This window comes from Syntrophaceae bacterium (assembly GCA_013177825.1).
GTDB lineage: Bacteria > Desulfobacterota > Syntrophia > Syntrophales > PHBD01 > PHBD01.
The window spans coordinates 97,964-114,010 of record JABLXX010000004.1; the positions used below are offsets into that span (position 1 = coordinate 97,964).

16 protein-coding genes and 1 tRNA gene are annotated in these 16,047 nt (G+C 56.8%); 13 read left to right on the top strand and 4 right to left on the bottom strand.

The annotated features are described in order from the left end of the window. Positions 1-391: 391 nt before the first annotated feature. The 10 genes from HPY65_09930 to HPY65_09975 all read left to right on the top strand — a co-directional run bounded on the left by HPY65_09930 (position 392) and on the right by HPY65_09975 (position 10,667). Entirely contained in the window at positions 392-2,623 is a 2,232-nt protein-coding gene (locus HPY65_09930; GenBank protein ID NPU84795.1) for a vitamin B12-dependent ribonucleotide reductase, read from the top strand. Positions 2,624-2,873: 250 nt separating this feature from the next. Further along, on the top strand, positions 2,874-4,148 hold the full coding sequence (locus tag HPY65_09935) for an ABC transporter substrate-binding protein (protein NPU84796.1): 1,275 nt from the start codon (positions 2,874-2,876) through the stop codon (positions 4,146-4,148). A gap of 152 nt (positions 4,149-4,300) precedes the next feature. After that, positions 4,301-5,161, top strand: a complete 861-nt coding sequence (locus tag HPY65_09940; protein ID NPU84797.1) for a branched-chain amino acid ABC transporter permease — start codon at positions 4,301-4,303, stop codon at positions 5,159-5,161. A gap of 107 nt (positions 5,162-5,268) precedes the next feature. Continuing rightward, complete coding sequence (locus HPY65_09945) at positions 5,269-6,177, top strand: branched-chain amino acid ABC transporter permease (protein ID NPU84798.1); 909 nt, start codon at positions 5,269-5,271, stop codon at positions 6,175-6,177. Next, positions 6,164-6,919 (top strand): ABC transporter ATP-binding protein, encoded by a 756-nt coding sequence (locus HPY65_09950; protein NPU84799.1) that lies wholly within the window; start codon positions 6,164-6,166, stop codon positions 6,917-6,919. The genes HPY65_09945 and HPY65_09950 overlap by 14 nt, the downstream gene beginning before the upstream one ends. Beyond that, positions 6,912-7,628: an ABC transporter ATP-binding protein gene (locus tag HPY65_09955; GenBank protein NPU84800.1), complete on the top strand. Its 717-nt coding sequence runs from the start codon at positions 6,912-6,914 to the stop codon at positions 7,626-7,628. The genes HPY65_09950 and HPY65_09955 overlap by 8 nt, the downstream gene beginning before the upstream one ends. A 48-nt stretch (positions 7,629-7,676) precedes the next feature. Then, complete coding sequence (locus tag HPY65_09960) at positions 7,677-8,279, top strand: hypothetical protein (protein ID NPU84801.1); 603 nt, start codon at positions 7,677-7,679, stop codon at positions 8,277-8,279. Positions 8,280-8,850: 571 nt separating this feature from the next. Beyond that, positions 8,851-9,426, top strand: a complete 576-nt coding sequence (locus tag HPY65_09965) for a lipocalin (protein NPU84802.1) — start codon at positions 8,851-8,853, stop codon at positions 9,424-9,426. A 207-nt stretch (positions 9,427-9,633) separates the two neighbouring features. Further along, on the top strand, positions 9,634-10,068 hold the full coding sequence (locus HPY65_09970) for an OsmC family protein (protein NPU84803.1): 435 nt from the start codon (positions 9,634-9,636) through the stop codon (positions 10,066-10,068). Between the two features lie 218 nt (positions 10,069-10,286). After that, a complete protein-coding gene (locus tag HPY65_09975) occupies positions 10,287-10,667 on the top strand; it encodes an EthD domain-containing protein (protein ID NPU84804.1) in 381 nt (126 codons plus the stop codon). Positions 10,668-10,748: 81 nt separating this feature from the next. Here HPY65_09975 and HPY65_09980 read toward each other — a convergent pair. The 4 genes from HPY65_09980 to prmA form a co-directional block, all read right to left on the bottom strand. After that, positions 10,749-10,824: transfer RNA gene (locus HPY65_09980), tRNA-Phe, on the bottom strand. 73 nt (positions 10,825-10,897) lie between these two features. Then, a complete protein-coding gene (locus HPY65_09985) occupies positions 10,898-11,401 on the bottom strand; it encodes an RDD family protein (protein ID NPU84805.1) in 504 nt (167 codons plus the stop codon). Then, on the bottom strand, positions 11,398-12,183 hold the full coding sequence (locus HPY65_09990; GenBank protein ID NPU84806.1) for a 16S rRNA (uracil(1498)-N(3))-methyltransferase: 786 nt from the start codon (positions 12,181-12,183) through the stop codon (positions 11,398-11,400). Before HPY65_09990 ends, HPY65_09985 begins: the two co-directional genes overlap by 4 nt. Further along, positions 12,180-13,142: a 50S ribosomal protein L11 methyltransferase gene (gene prmA, locus HPY65_09995; GenBank protein NPU84807.1), complete on the bottom strand. Its 963-nt coding sequence runs from the start codon at positions 13,140-13,142 to the stop codon at positions 12,180-12,182. Before prmA ends, HPY65_09990 begins: the two co-directional genes overlap by 4 nt. 158 nt (positions 13,143-13,300) lie before the next feature. Here prmA and HPY65_10000 point away from each other — a divergent pair, with 158 nt between their 5' ends. From HPY65_10000 to HPY65_10010, 3 genes are read left to right on the top strand one after another with little or no spacing between them, the layout of a single operon-like run. Continuing rightward, positions 13,301-13,948 carry a bifunctional precorrin-2 dehydrogenase/sirohydrochlorin ferrochelatase gene (locus tag HPY65_10000; GenBank protein ID NPU84808.1) on the top strand — a complete coding sequence of 216 codons (648 nt, stop codon included), beginning with the start codon at positions 13,301-13,303 and terminating at the stop codon, positions 13,946-13,948. Between the two features lie 4 nt (positions 13,949-13,952). Next, positions 13,953-14,768: a cytochrome c biogenesis protein CcsA gene (gene ccsA, locus HPY65_10005; protein NPU84809.1), complete on the top strand. Its 816-nt coding sequence runs from the start codon at positions 13,953-13,955 to the stop codon at positions 14,766-14,768. Positions 14,769-14,772: 4 nt separating this feature from the next. Next, entirely contained in the window at positions 14,773-16,041 is a 1,269-nt protein-coding gene (locus HPY65_10010) for a glutamyl-tRNA reductase (protein NPU84810.1), read from the top strand. Positions 16,042-16,047 lie beyond the last annotated feature (6 nt).

Here is a 16,047-nt window from a genome sequence, read left to right on the forward strand (position 1 = left end):
GCCGTTGTCGGACAGGCACCCAGGAGAAAACAGAGGAATTGATGGACGTTTCAGCGATGCAGCAGCATTGCAACGTTTCCGTGACGTTACCACAGACGTCACCGGGGGAGCAAACGCCATTTGGCCGATGGGAGACAGGCCTTTGTCATCACAACGGACTCATTTACGGACCGGGAAGACGGCGTTGGATTCCATCCTACAGCCGACTTCCCTTCTTTCGCTCCCTCATGAACCCACAATCCTGCGTGCAAGCCGGATCTGCATTGGGGAGGCAGGTCGCCATTGACAATCACTACATGTTGTGGTTATGTGCAGGGCCTCATACAATATATGGTGTTGATCTGTCGAAATTTCTCTTCTATTTCCAAGGGGTTAATCTGCCATGAGAACAATGTCTGATTCTTTCGATAAACCGGAGTTGGCGAAGAATGCCGTCACAGTGCTGGAAAGGCGGTATCTGAAACGGGATCTGGATGGCAACGTCCTGGAAGCACCGGCGGATATGTTTCGAAGGGTAGCGCAAACCATTGCCGAGGCAGATCGAAAATTCAGCAGGAAAAGCGGCGTATCCCAGCTTGCAAAGGAATTCTACCGCATGATGGCTTCCATGGAATTTCTGCCCAACTCGCCGACGCTGATGAACGCCGGGCGTGAACTGGGGCAATTGTCCGCCTGCTTTGTGCTGCCGGTGGGTGATTCCATGGAGGAGATTTTCGATGCCGTGAAATACACCGCCTTGATTCATAAATCCGGAGGAGGCACCGGTTTTGCCTTTTCCCGGCTGCGCCCCGCCAATGACGTTGTCCTGACGACAACCGGCATTTCCAGCGGTCCGATATCGTTTATGCGCGTCTTTGACATCGTCACGGAAACCATCAAGCAGGGCGGCACGCGGCGTGGCGCGAACATGGGCATCCTGCGTGTCGATCATCCGGACATCATGAATTTCATCATGTGCAAAGCCGACAAGAAGCAGCTCAACAATTTCAACATTTCCGTCGGGCTTACGGAAGCCTTCATGAAGGCCGTCGAAAAAGACGAAAATTACGAGCTGATCAATCCCCGTGACGGGCGTGTCACCGGAACGCTCAATGCCCAGAAAGTTTTCCATCGGATCGTTTCTCAGGCCTGGGAAAACGGCGAACCGGGGATCGTATTTCTGGATCGCCTCAATCGCGACAATCCCACGCCCCACATCGGGGAGATCGAATCCACCAATCCCTGCGGCGAACAGCCCCTTCTGCCCTACGAATCATGCAACCTTGGCTCGATCAATCTATCCAGGATGGTGAAGGGAGAAACGGTGGATTGGGAGCGGCTGAAGAAGGTTGTCCACCTGGCCGTTCACTTTCTGGACAACGTGGTGGAAATCAACAAATACCCCTTGCCGCAGATCGCCGAGATGACCCTCGCCAATCGCAAGATCGGGCTTGGAGTCATGGGATGGGCGGACATGCTGATTCTGCTGGGCATTCCATACAATGCGGAAGAGGCGCTGGAGCTTGCCGGAAGGGTCATGAATTTTATCAATGAGGAGGGGCACAGGGCCTCGCATGCATTGGCCGAAATCCGCGGGCCATTCCCGAACTTCAAGGGATCGATCTATGATCAAAAAGGGATGCCGTCCATGCGCAACGCAACGGTCACGACCATCGCGCCCACCGGCACGATCTCGCTCATTGCCAATGCCTCGTCAGGCGTGGAACCGCTCTTCGCGGTCTCCTTTGTCCGGCAGGTCATGGATAACGACGTCCTCCTGGAAGTGCACCCGCATTTTGAAGCCATTGCAAAGCGCCGGGGTTTTTACTCGCAAGAATTGATGAAGCGAATTGCCGAAGAAGGATCCATTCACAACATGGAAGACATCCCGGAAGATATCCGCAATCTGTTTGTTACGGCCCACGACATAACACCGGACGTGCATATTCGTATGCAGGCAGTCTTTCAGAAATATACGGACAACGCGGTAAGCAAAACCGTGAATTTCCCCAATGGTGCAACCATCCAGGATGTCACCCGCGTCTATGAGCTGGCCTATCAGCTCGATTGCAAAGGGGTTACGATCTATCGTGACGGCTCTCGGGATCGGCAGGTGTTGAGCAGAGGAAGCAAGGAAGGTCAGCCGATTCCGGAAACCCCTGCTCCTGAAAAACCAACGGCCAAACGTGAGCGTCCCAAAGTGCTCAAAGGCTGGACCTACCAGATGCAGACCGGATGCGGACCCCTGTATGTAACCGTAAACCAGGACAGCTCGGGTCTCTTCGAGCTCTTTACCACGATGGGGAAGGCGGGTGGCTGTGCGGCCTCACAGAGCGAAGCAATCGGCAGGATGGTGTCTCTGGCCTGGCGCAGCGGACTTCAGGCAAAACAGGTTATCAAACAGCTTCACGGTATTTCCTGCCACTCGCCATCGGGTTTCGGCGAGAACAGAGTCCTGTCATGTGCGGATGCTGTAGCCAAGGCGATTCAGTACCATCTGTCGGCGAATGGCGGTGGCGGTAAAGTTCCGTATCAGGAAAAGAGCGTTCTCTTCAAAGGAGCCTGTCCCGAGTGTGGGGGAATTGTTGAGCATGAGGGCGGCTGTATGGTTTGCCGTATATGCGGTTATAGCGAGTGCGCATAAAGAAAGCCCGCCGGGGTAATCCAGCCTGGAGAGATTGAAAACGCAATCAGCCTTAAATCCAATCTTCCAGATCTCCCGTAGCAGCCCTATCCGTCTCATGGATCCCATCCCCCGGGCTCTATGCCAACCGGACAATTTCTGCGCTACAATATCCGCACTTTTTATGTATTCTCTGCAGGAGAACACGTTTTCATTGACAATTTCTTTGTTTTCATATACTTCGCCAACATTCTTCCAAAGGAGGTAATAAATGAAAAGCAAATCGTTGCGGTTGCTTGGTTGCGTGGCGGTAGCGGCGGTCTTGTGCCTGTTGCTCGCGGCAGGTCCGGCGGCAGCCCAGCAAAAAGTGATCAAGATCGGGACTATTTTCCCCCTGACCGGCCCGGTTGCAAACGCGGGGCAGCGCTGCCAGGCCGCGGTCCAGACGGCGGTTGAAATCGTCAACGGCCAGCATCCCGGAGTGAAAATCCCCCTGGCAAAGAAGGGTGGACTGCTCGGCGGATACAAGATCCAGCTGGTCCACGCGGACAGCCAGGGCAAGCCGGACATCGGCAAGGCCGAGGCCGAGCGGCTCCTCAACCAGGAGGGCGTATGGGCCCTCATCGGGTCTTATAACAGCTCCGTGAGCGGTCCGGCGAGTCTTGTCGCCGAGCGCGCGAAAAAGATCTTCATGTGCGGTGCGTCCAGCAGTTCAACGCTGACAAAGCGCGACCTTAACTACTTCTTCCGCCTGGCGCCGACCGACGCGACCGAGTCAGCGGAATTCGTCGAAGTCCTCAAATGGCTCAACCAGAAGCAGAATGCCAATATCAGGACGATAGGAATCATTTACGAGAATACCCTGTTCGGAAAGGGCGCCGCCGGTGAGGCGAAGAAAGCCGCGACCGCCGCGGGATTCAGCGTAGTGGCGGACGTTCCCTACACCCCCGGGGCGACCAACCTCAACAGCGAGGTACAGACACTCAAGACCAAGAACCCCGACGCCCTCTTCGGAGCGGTGCTGGGTGCCGATTACGCCCTCATGGTGAAGACCATGAAGCAGGCAAACTGGGTCCCCAGAATGTCGATCAACTACTGCTCGGGCTACCAGGATCCGATCATCGCCAAACAGCTGGGCAAGGATGCCGATTTCTTCATGGGCTCCAACGCCTATACCCCGCAGTTCGCATCCCTGCTGCCGGCCGTTGCCGCGGTTGAGAAGATCTTCAAGACCAAGACGAAGGGTGTGCCGTTTGACGGCGACAGCATTCAGGAAGCGGTGGCCGTGATCGTGCTGGCCCAGGCGATCGAGAAGGCCGGAAGCCTCGACCCGGAAAAGGTAGCCAAGGTGCTCCGAGAGAACACATTCGACTCCCCGCTGTCCCTGGGCGGGAAAGTGCAATTCGCGAAGGGTGGCCAGAACATAAAGGCGTTCAGCATCGTGACGCAGCTTCAAAATGGAGAATACAAAAGGCTTTATCCCGCCGAGCTGGCGGATCCGAAAGCAAAGGCCGTGTTCCCCATGAAACCCTGGGACAAGAGGTAAGAAGGTGACCCGGGGGGGCGACCGGCCGGTTACCCCCCCGGCACATATCCGATATCCGGTTTGCTCACTTCGACAACGGATCGAGTGAACTTTGTACGGGAGCCTTTGGGAGCCCGATACACCGCTCCCAAAGGCTCCTGTTTGTGTATTCAATGGAAACGGTTCTCCAGGTACTCATTGATGGGATTTTAAGCGGGCTCCTGTACGCACTGGTGGCCGCCGGTCTATGCCTCATCTGGGGCGTCATGGACGTCATCAATTTCGCCCACGGCGAGTTCCTGATGGTGGCCATGTATGTCAGCTACTGGCTGGGGTTCATGGCCGGCGTTGATCCCCTGGTGTCTGTTCTTGCCGCCGGCGCGTTCGTGTTTCTCCTCGGGGTGCTGACTTACCAGCTGATCGTCAAATACACCGTCGGCAAACCACCGCTCGCGGCGCTCCTGGCCACCTTCGGGCTGGCCATGCTCATCAAGAACTTCTGCCTGAACCGCTTCTCGCCGAACTTCCGCATCCTCTCCGATACGTGGCTGGGCGACAAGACCTATCACCTGGGAGAGCTGATCATCCCCATCCCCCAACTGGTGACAGGTGTCATTGCGCTGCTCGTCATAGGGCTCATCTACGCACTGATCAACTCCACCCGGTTCGGCTGGGCCGTCCAGGCGACCGCCATGGACAAGGAAGCGGCCGAGCTGATGGGCATCAACACGGAGCGCATCTACCTCCTGATCTTCGGTATCGGTGGGGCGTGTGTGGGCATTGCCGGCGGCATCATGCCGACGTATCTTGCCGTGCATCCCGAGGTGGGCTCGCTTTTCGGGCTCATTGCCTTCATCTGCGTGGCGATGGGGGGGTTCGGGAGCATCCCGGGGGCGCTGTTCGCGGGCCTGCTCGTGGGGGTTGTGGAGTCGTTCGCGGGGTTTTACATCGCGCCCGTTTTCAAATACGTGGCCGTGTTCGGCCTGTACCTTGCGGTTGTAGCCTTCAGAAGGAAGGGGCTTTTCGGTTGGTAAATCCGACGAAAAACAGAATCTTCGGCAAGGATGCCGCCTGGCTGCTGTTCCTGGCGGTCGTGGCCGTCCTGCCCCTTGTGCCGGGTTTTGCGGATAATTCCTTCCGCATGCACGTCTTCATTCTGATCCTGTTGTACGCCAGCATGGCTCAGGCCTGGAACATTCTCGGCGGTTACTGCGGCCAGGTGTCATTCGGCCATTCGGTGTTTTTCGGGATCGGCGCCTATGGGGCAGCAATGGCCCTGGTGACGTACGGGATGGCGCCCTGGCCCGGCATCCTGATCGGCATGGCGGCGGCCGGCTTGGTGGCGGTGGTCATCAGTTATCCGTGCTTCAAGCTGAGCGGCCATTATTTCGCCATTGCCACCTTCGCCATCGTGGAAATTTTTTTCCGCATGTTCCAGGTATGGGACTGGATCGGTGGGGCCATCGGGCTGGACTATCCCGTGATCGAAGAGGGGCTCTGGAACCTGGTCTGGTATTCGAAGACCGGGTATTATTACTTCGCCCTGATCCTGTTTGTGGTTGTCTTCGGAGTCGTGCGCTGGCTGGAAGGGCACCGGTTCGGGTATTACATGAAGGCCGTGCGGGAAGGGCAGGAGACGGCCGAATCGCTGGGCGTCAACAGCGCCATGGTGAAACTCACGGCAATGGCCATCTCGGCGGTCCTGACGGCCCTTTGCGGTGTTTTCTTCGTGCAGTACAACCTGCGGGTGGACCCGTCCATGGTCATATCCCTTGACATGGCGATGAAGTTTGTCCTCATCACCATCCTGGGCGGGGCCGGCACCCTCCTGGGACCCCTGGCCGGTGCGGCAGTCCTCATCCCGCTGCAGGAGTACACCCGGGCGTTCTGGGGCGGACTGGGCGGCGGCATCGACCTGATCATCTTCGGATTGATCATCATCCTCATGGTCATCAAGCAACCCGCCGGGATCGTAGGGATTTTCCAGGGGATCCGGCAGCGGATTGCGAAAGCCCGCGGCAAGGGAGGTGCGGAAATTGGCACTCCTTGAACTGAATGAAGTGACTATGAAGTTCGGCGAGCTCGTCGCCAACGACCGGGTCAGCTTTACCGTGGAAGCCGGTTCGATTGTCGGGCTTATCGGCCCCAATGGCGCGGGGAAAACGACCCTGTTCAATTGTATTTCTGGGCTCTACAAGCCGTTCAGCGGACGCATTTCCTTCGACGGCAAGGATATAACCGGGCTCACGCCTTATCAAATCGCCCGCAAAGGGGCGGTGCGTACCTTCCAGGTTGTGCGGCCCCTCAAGGAAATGACGGTTTTCGACAATGTGCTGGTCGGCGCTTTCCTGAAATGCCATGACAACAAAACGGCATTCGAAAAGGCTGCGGAATGCATCAGGCTGTGCGAGCTTACCCCTTTCCAGGACAAGCTGGCCGGGGGGTTGCCCATCGCCGGGAAGAAGCGCCTGGAAATGGCGAGGGCGCTGGCTGCGGGTCCCAAGCTGCTCATGCTCGACGAAGTGATGGCGGGCCTCACGTCGACGGAAGTGAAGGCGGCCGTGGAAGTCATCTTGCGCCTGAAAGACAGCGGCCTGACCATGATGATCGTGGAACACGTCATGGAGGCCATTATGCCGATCGCCGACAAGGTCGTGGTGCTCGACAGCGGCCTCAAGATCGCCGAAGACGCGCCCGAACGCATCGTCAACGATGACAAGGTCATCGAGGCCTATCTCGGGGCGAAATACGCCCAGCGCTTCAAGGAACAGAGGAGTGGAGCCGGTGGCTGAGCCCATCCTGAAAGTTTCCAGCCTGTATGCGGGCTATGACGGCATCCCCGTCGTCTTTGACGCCTCCCTGGAGGTCATGCCGGGGGAACTGGTCGCGATCGTCGGCGCGAACGGGGCGGGGAAGTCCACGATCATGCGGACAATCTGCGGTCTCATGCACCCTCTCGAAGGAAGTGTACTCTTCGAGGGTGCCGATATCTCCCGGCTCCCGGCGAACCGCACCGTTAAGCTCGGCATCAGTTACGTCCCCGAAGGCCGCCGGATTTTCGCCAAGCTCTCGGTTGAGCAAAACCTCGCCCTGGGGGCGTATGCCGAAGACTCCAAGACGGAGGTCAAGCGCCGCGTGGAGGAGATATTGCAGATATTCCCCGTGCTCAGGGAACGCGCCAGGCAAATCGGCGAAACACTGAGCGGCGGCGAGCAGCAGACGCTGGCCATCGCACGCGGCCTCATGTCGCGCCCCAAGCTGCTCATGCTTGACGAGATGTCGCTGGGCCTCATGCCCACCATGGTGGAGAAAATGATGGAGACCGTCATTGGCATCAACAAAGCCGGGACCACGATCCTGCTTGTCGAACAGATGGTCCAGGAGACGCTCGAAATCGCCCACCGCGGCTACGTCATCCAGAGCGGGAATATCGTCCAGTCGGGCACGGGACGCGAACTGCTCGATTCTCCCGATGTCCGCAAGGCATACCTCGGAATGTAAGCCCTCAACTCCTTTATTAATGAATGTTTAAGCAGGAGGTGGCTTAAGATGAAAAAGCGATTATTTATTGTATTTGGAATTGTATTATTGGTTGCTTATCTGTTTGCGAACGCTGCCGCAGCAGAAGCGCAACGCGCCGTTAAGGTAAAAGAAAAGCAAATAATATTAAAAGGTTTAAGTATTGGAATGGATATCAATGAAGCACGGAAGATATGTGTAAATTTAATAGGCAAAAACTGGACTGTCAGTCAAGTCGAAGACTCTAATGCTTTGATGTCGCATGATAGGGAGTTTTTCAAAAAAAACAAGATGCGCATGTTTGGTAAGCAAGGCTTTCTTATGAAAAATAAAGATGGCAATCTGACCGGGTACGGGTTCATCATCGACGATGACGGAAACGGCAAGGTTACCGAGATTTTTTTAAGCGGGGAATTAACGGATTACATCTTTCTTACAAATGATGTTCACGCGGATTATTTTGTCGAGGAATTCAAGAAAAATTTTGGACTGCCGAATCTTCCATGGATCTTTCGCGGATGGCAATACTCAAGTCCACTGGGATATGAGTTAACGATCATGACCGATAAATCAATTGATTTGAAGAGAAACAAGCCGAATATACCTCGCAGACCGAAAATAAAATTCGATTAAGATGGGCCTTGGCGGAAGGAGGGCAACTCTGACCGCAAGGATGTGCTTGCACTTGAAGGTGACCTTCTCACCGAAAACGAACAGCATGACTGGACCAGTTTTTAGGAGACCCTCAAAGTGGTTTAAAGTAACATGAAAGGTTGTGCGAAAGAAGGTGATTGTAATTTCACTTCTATTGGTGGTCTATTTCAATTACTTGGGATGACAGAATACGAATCTCGTGGAGTTTACAGAAAGAAAGATTGAGAATGGATCCATTATGTATTCAGGGATCCTGCTATTAATAACCTGAAATCTGCAGGCTCCTGCGTTTTCCAGATCCATACCCTTTCATCAACACATACTCCCTCTCAAAAACACGTTCCTTACGGATCCTCCCCCTATACAACCACCACTTGAGATCTCTTCCCCTGAAGGACTGGAGAAGGCTAGGGAAAGATTCTAAAATTTTGTTCACCTCTTGACATCTCCACCAAACTCATTCAGGCTCTTTCCCATACCGTTGCACATAGAGGTCTCCCCCATGAAAAAGAAATACTCCACCTATCAGGACGATACCGAAATCAAAAGAATGATTTATAATCTTGTTGGGAGGATAAAGATTTCAGGTGATTGGTTAGTAAAGGTCGTCAAGATAAAATATTTATTGGCAACATTGGTTTTGTTATTAACCGGGTGTGTTGGAATACCCGAAAATGTAAAGCCCGTTGATAATTTCAGATTGGAGAGATATCTCGGGACCTGGTATGAAATTGCCAGGTTGGATCATCCATTTGAACGAGGTTTGACGCGAGTAACGGCTAATTATAGTATGCGAGATGATGGAGGTGTGAGAGTTATAAATCGCGGATATTCTGAGAGAGAAAATAAATGGAAAGAAGTTTTGGGGAAGGGCTATTTCGTTAAAGGATCAGACCAAGGTTATCTGAAAGTATCTTTCTTCGGCCCCTTTTATGGTTCGTATATTGTTTTTGAACTTGACCATGACAATTATCAATATTCGCTTGTGTGTGGTCCTGATAAATCCTATTTATGGATTTTGGCCAGAAATTCGAAGATTAATGAAGATGTACGAGAAAGGCTGATCGCAAAAGCAGCAGCTTTGGGTTTTGAGACTGGCAAATTAATATATGTCGCTCACGAATAATGATCCGTTTTGGCGAAAGTCCCCGATGACGGATCCGTGGAGGTCAAAAGGCGGGGTGCACGGGAAAACGAGTCCTTTGCTGATCTGGGGGATGATGGAGGGATTTGCGATCAGGAGGGTGACTGCTCACATAAGCCATTTTCCCCCTTGGTAAACAGGTGTTTGACAGAAGAAAATTATCAATAATCCCTCTGAAGGAGTAATAATATGTCTTATCAACAAGAAGAAGTGTCTGTTCGACTGATAAACCAGAAAGTTCAATTTTCAGGGGTATCGAATGCGAATCCCGAGCAGCCAATCCAGTTTGATTATAACCCTCCAATCGGGGACGGGATGGGTTATAACGGACTTGAATTACTCCTCATGAGCTTTACCGGGTGTAGCGCCACAGCCATCGTTTATTTATTGAGAAAAATGAAAAAGACCGTATTTGGATTAGAAGTAAATGCAAGAGGCATAAGGAAAGAGCAGCAGCCAATCAAATTTACAAAGATTTTTATTGAATACATAGTTAATTCCAAAGATGTCAGCGATACAGACATTCAAAAGGCGATCCAACTTGCCGAACAATCAGCGTGTCCTGTATGGCAGATGATAAAGAACAATGTTGAAATTGTTCCGGGATACAAAATCATTGACTAGGAGAATACCAAGAAGAGTTTGACAATTGAAATAAATTGCCAAGAAGGGGAATCTTCTGTGAACTCCACAAAATACCCAGTGGTGGAGATTATATTGTATTGATTTTTGATGGAATTTAATCTTTCCAATTTTTGATGAAATGTCATAGGAAGAACAAACATCGGAATACCCAAGCACATGATATTGATTGTTAGGCTATAACAAAAGGAGATGAATGCATGATCAAACTTGTTTTTTGTGCAAAGCGCCATCCGAATATGTCACGGGTTGAATTTCACGACTATTGGTTAAATCATCACGGCCCATTATTTAAGAAGTTTGCTGATACATACAGGGCCGTACGTTATGTGCAGAGCCACACCATTGATTCGCCATTAAACGAGAATATCATGAAATCCAGGGGGACAATGGAAGCGTATGATGGTGTTGGTGAGATATGGTGGCAGTCGGAAGAAGATTTCCTCGCAGCCATCAATTCACCGGAAGGTCAAAAACTGCGCGTAATGTTTGTTGAAGATGAATCAAAATTCGTTGATCTGAAGGCATCCTCTGTTTTTTTTACGGTTGAGCACGTTCTCATTGACGGAAAGGTATCGTAATCAAGGAGAGTGTCAGACAATAGGGTAGCAATTAAGAAAAAGGGGGTCACAGAATGTAATCTGTGACCCCTTTTGGTGTCATGGTGGGCCAGGGCAGAATTGAACTGCCGACACCCGGATTTTCAGTCCGGTGCTCTACCGACTGAGCTACCGGCCCGTTTTTGCATCGGTTGCTCCCCCGATTGGGGATGCGTTTTGTAGTAAATCTCCTTTTCCTTGTCAAGCCCTTTTTATCCCGCTTCCGGGCCGAAAGGCAGAACCATCTGTGGGCTCTCCCTGTGCTCGCCGATCACGATCGTTCCGGCGATCTTGTCGTGCCAGCCCTGCTTCTGGGGATCCACAGCCACCCAGAGGAATCCCAACAGGAATATGGATGACAGGTGATAGCCCACCCAGCGGAGAAAGGCGAGGCCCGGCGTCATGGGCACGCCGTCCAGCCGGACCACCCGGATCCGGAAGAGCATCTTGCCGGGGGTCTGCCCGGCGACGCCGTGGAAAAACGTGAAGTAGAAGCAGTTCAGGCACACGAGGGCCAGTCCGTAGAGGACCATGAATGAGGATACGGATTCGAAGATGTCCTCCGGCCAGGGGAGCCCCCCCTGAATCCAGGAAAGATTGAGGGCCGCCACCCCTGTGATGAAGAGGAACACGGCGATGGTGGTGAGGATGAACCAGTCGATGGACATGGCGAACGCCCGCTTCCAGAAGCCGACGTAGGGAATGAGGGAATTCAAGATCCTTCCTCCGGAGTTTCTTCTTCCGCGGCCCTGCCGAGTCCGCCGATCTCGTACTGCAGCATGGCCGCGACGGCCGGGGCGGCCGTCTCTACCTTGAGAACGTTCCTCCCCAGGCTGACGGAACGGAACCCCGCCTCCCGGGCCAGGCGGACCTCATCGGCGGTGAGCCCGCCCTCGGGTCCGACGATCAGGCAGTATGCCGCGGCGGTTTTCCGGAGGCTGCTGATGGTCTCCCGGAACCCCGCCTCCCGCTCCTCCTCCCAGAAGATCAGGCGGCAGGCGTCGTAGGGCAGCGAGGTCCGGACCATCTCCTCGAAAGAGAGAATGGAATCGACCTCCGGGATGTGGGCCCGCCCCGTCTGGCGGGCCGATTCCTCCGCAATCCGCTGCCACCGGGCGACCCGCGCCGCGCCTTTGTCGGCGGACAGCCGGGGGACGCTGCGGGCCGAGCGGTAGGGGATGATCCGGCTGACGCCCAGCTCCACGACCTGCCGGATGATGGCGTCCATCTTGTCCCCCTTCGGGATGGACTGGGCGAGGATGATCGGAACGAATGGATGTTTCCGTGCGGTGCGGTTCAGGATCGTGAGCGTGGCCGAGCTGCCCGAGAAGAAAGAGACGACGGCCTCGCACTCGGTGCCGCGGCCGTCGCTGAGAACGATTCCCTCCCCCTCCTTGAGGCGGAGGACATTCTTCAGGTAGTGGCTCTGGGATTCGTCGATGATCCGGGCTTCCCCCGGCTCCGGCAGGGAATCCAGAAAGATGCGCGGTCGGGTCACGCGCCGCCCCCTCCCTTTTTCAGGGCGAAGCAGATCCATTCCTTTTCCGTCACGAGCCGCTGGACCGTGAGCCGGTCGGTGATGAAGTGCTCCTCGATGGTGCCCCGCTGCTGTTCCAGGATGCCCGACAGGATGAGCCAGCCACCGTCTTCCAGGAGGGACGTCAGGTGGGAGCGCAGCTTGAGGAGGAGCTTGGCGGTCAGGTTGGCCACGATCAGGTTGAAGGAGTCCCGGATGGTGGAGACGTCCCGGTTGACGACGGCCACCCGCTCGGAGACCTGGTTGATGGCTACGTTCTCCCGGGCGATCTCGACGGCCTTCCGGTCGACGTCGACGCAGAGGACCTTCTCGGCGCCGATCTTGGCCGCGGTGATTCCCAGGATGCCCGTTCCCGTTCCCACGTCCAGGACGTGCCAGGTCATTTCGTGGCGGCCGTGCAGCATCAGGTCCTCGATGGCCTCCAGGCACATGCGGGTGGACGGGTGCTGGCCCGTGCCGAAGGCCATGCCCGGATCGATGTCGATGACGATGTCCCGGCCCGAAGAGGCATAGCGCTCCCAGGTGGGCTTGACGACGATGCTGCGGCTCACCCGGAGGGGCTTGAAATACTTTTTCCACTCCTCCCCCCAGTCGGGGTTCTCGATGATCTCCCGGTTCACGCGGACGGCAGGGAGTTCGGGAAACAGCTCCGTTAGGTTTTCCAGGTAGGCCGTCAGCGAGGCGATGCGGTTTTCCGACCGCACGTCCAGCGGGAGAAAGGCATAGATGGTCTCTTCGGAAGAGAGGCTGGGGAAATCCTCGTTTTCATCCTGCGTCACGGGGGCTTCCTGATAGACTCCCTGGACGCCAAGCTCGGTCATGAAGTTCGACAGGGCGTCCGACAGCTCCGGCGGGCTCTGGAGCGACACCTTCAGCCAGCGTTCGTGCTTTTTTTCCCCCTTGGACGATTGTTCCGGCATGGCCTCTCCCTTTCGTGAAGTGAGTCTCCTCATAACCTGTTTCCCATGACATTTCAAGCAGCTTGAATTTTCAAACCCGGCATGGTAGCGTCTCGACGCGGTTTTTCACCGTCCATGCCGGAGCCCTTCGGGCGCTCCGGCCCTCAGAGGGGTGTTTCATGGCTTACTATCCCGTCAATCTGGACATCGCCGGAAGAAGGTGCGTCGTTGTCGGGGGCGGCCAGGTGGCGGAGCGCAAGGTCGAGCGCCTGGTGGAATGCGGCGCCCGGGTCGCCGTCCTCTCCCGTCGGCTGACGGACCGGCTGGCGGAGATGGCCCGCGCCGGAACCGTGGAGCATATCGATTCCGAGTACGAACCGGAGAAGTTGGGGGAGGCCATGCTGGTCATCGGGGCGACGGACCGGGAAGACGTCAACGACGCCGTCAGCCGGGAATGCCGCCGCCGGGGCATCCTGGTGAACATCGTGGACGACCCGGAGCGATGCGACTTCATCCTGCCGTCGATCCTCCAGCGGGGCGACCTGATGGTGGCCGTTTCCACCGGCGGGAGGAGCCCCGCCCTGGCGAAGCGGATCCGGGAGGACCTGGAGGAGTGCTTCGGACCGGAATACGCCGTCCTCCTGGAGATCATGGCGGAGCTCCGGCGGAAGGTGACCGCCCGGGGGCGGTCTGCCGACGAGAACAAGGTCCTTTTCGAATCCGTCGTCCATTCCGAGGTGCTGGACCGGATCCGGACCGGCGACTGGGAGGGTGTCCGGACCCTGGTCCGGGAACTGACGGGGGAAGAGATCGACGCGAGGCCCTGAATTCATGGATATCCTGGTCTTCAAGGCGGCGCTGGCCGCCTATCTTTTCAGCGCCCTGGGCTACATCGCCTCGCTCCTGGTGCGGCGCGTCCATGTCGCCCGGATCGCGACCTGGCTGCTCGGGGCGGCCTTCGTCATCCATGCGGGCGCCCTGGTCCTGCGGTTCATGGCCATCGGGCGCGCGCCGGTGGTGGGCCTGCACGACATGCACTCCCTGATCGCCTGGATCATGACGGGCGTGTACCTGGCCTTCCAGTTCAAGACGAAAACCAGGGTCCTGGGGGTCTTCGTGGCCCCGGTGGCCTTTCTCGTGATGGTCACCGCTTCTGCCGGCCTCGGCGGGACGGTCACGGCGTCACCCAAGCTGGAACATTCCCTGGTCACGATCCACGTGATCCTGTCGCTGGCGGGGGAGGCCCTCTTCGTCCTGGCCGCCCTGGCGGGCATGATGTACCTGATCCAGGACAAGCGGATCAAAGAGAAGAAGATCAGCCGCTTCAGCCGCTTCCTCCCGCCGCTGACGGATCTCGACCGGATCAACGAACTCTGCCTCCTGTGGGGATTTCCCCTGCTCACCCTCGGCGTCCTGACGGGGTCCATCTGGGCTCGCGTTGTCTGGGGCAGCGCCTGGCAGTGGGACGCGAAGATGATCTGGACGCTCCTGGCGTGGGTCATTTTTGCGCTCCTTCTCCACCAGCGCCTGGCCATTGGCTGGCGGGGCCGCAAGGCGGCCCTCTACTCCGTGGCGGCCCTCCTGGTCCTGCTTCTGACCTTTGTGATGGAGAAGAGCTTCTTCACCACGGTCCATCGTTTCCTGTGACGCCATGAGCCTGATTCTCGTCGGCATGAACCACAAAACGGCCCCCCTGGAGATCCGGGAGCGCCTGAGCATCACCTGCGAGGACGGGAGCGATCCCCTGGCGGAGGTCCTGAATACGCCCGGTGTCGAGGAGGCCCTGTTCCTCTCCACCTGCAACCGGGTGGAGATCCTGGCCCGCGCCGGGAGCCGGGAGGCCGCCGAAGGGCTGTACGGATTCATCTTCCGCTGCGGGAACCTGGAACGCCAGGAGATGGACCGCTGCCTCTACACGCATTACGACCGGGAGGCGGTGCGCCACCTCTTCCGGGTGACCTCGAGCCTCGATTCCCTCGTCATGGGGGAGCCGCAGATCCTGGGGCAGGTGAAGGATGCCTACCGCCTGTCGGTGGAGCGGAAGGCCACGGGCGCCGTCCTGAACAAACTCCTGCACCACGCCTTCCGGACGGCCAAGCGGATCCGCACCGAGACGGGCATCGCCGCCAACGCCGTGTCGGTGAGCTTCGCGGCGGTGGAACTGGCGAAGAAGATCTTCGGGAGCCTCCGGGGAAAGACAATCCTCCTCATCGGAGCCGGCGAGATGTCGGAGCTGGCGGCGAGACACCTGATGGGCCAGGGGGCCCCGCGGATCCTTGTTGTCAACCGGACCCATGCGCGGGCCGTCGGCATGGCGGAGGAGTTCCGGGGCGAGGCGGTTCCCTTCGACGAGCTGGCCCGGGCGCTCCAGGAGGCGGACATCGTCATCAGCTCCACCGGCGCGGCCGGCTGGGTCGTCACGGCCCCGATGGTGGCGTCGGCCCTGCGGCGCCGGAAGAACCGGCTCCTGTTCCTCATCGACATCGCCGTCCCCCGGGACATCGATCCCGCCGCGGGTGACATTGACAATGTCTACCTGTACAACATCGATCACCTACAGGAAGTGGTCGACGAGAACGTCCGGGGCCGCCTGGCGGAGGCGAGGAAGGCCGAGGACATTGTCGCCGAGGAACTGGACCGGTACGAGGGGTGGTACCAGACCCTGGAGGTCGTGCCGACGATCGTCTCCCTCCGGGACAAGGTGGACGGCATCGTCCGGGGCGAGATGGAGCGGGTCTCCTCGTGGCTCGAAGGACTGAGCGACGCGGACCGGGAGCGGGTGCAGATCCTGGCTTCCTCGATTGTGAACAAGATTCTCCACGACCCCATCACGGGGCTCAAGGAGGAGAGCCAGGAAAACGGCGCCGCGGCCTACGCGGAGGCCCTGCGCCGCCTGTTCCGCCTGGACGGGGAGAAATGAAGGCAG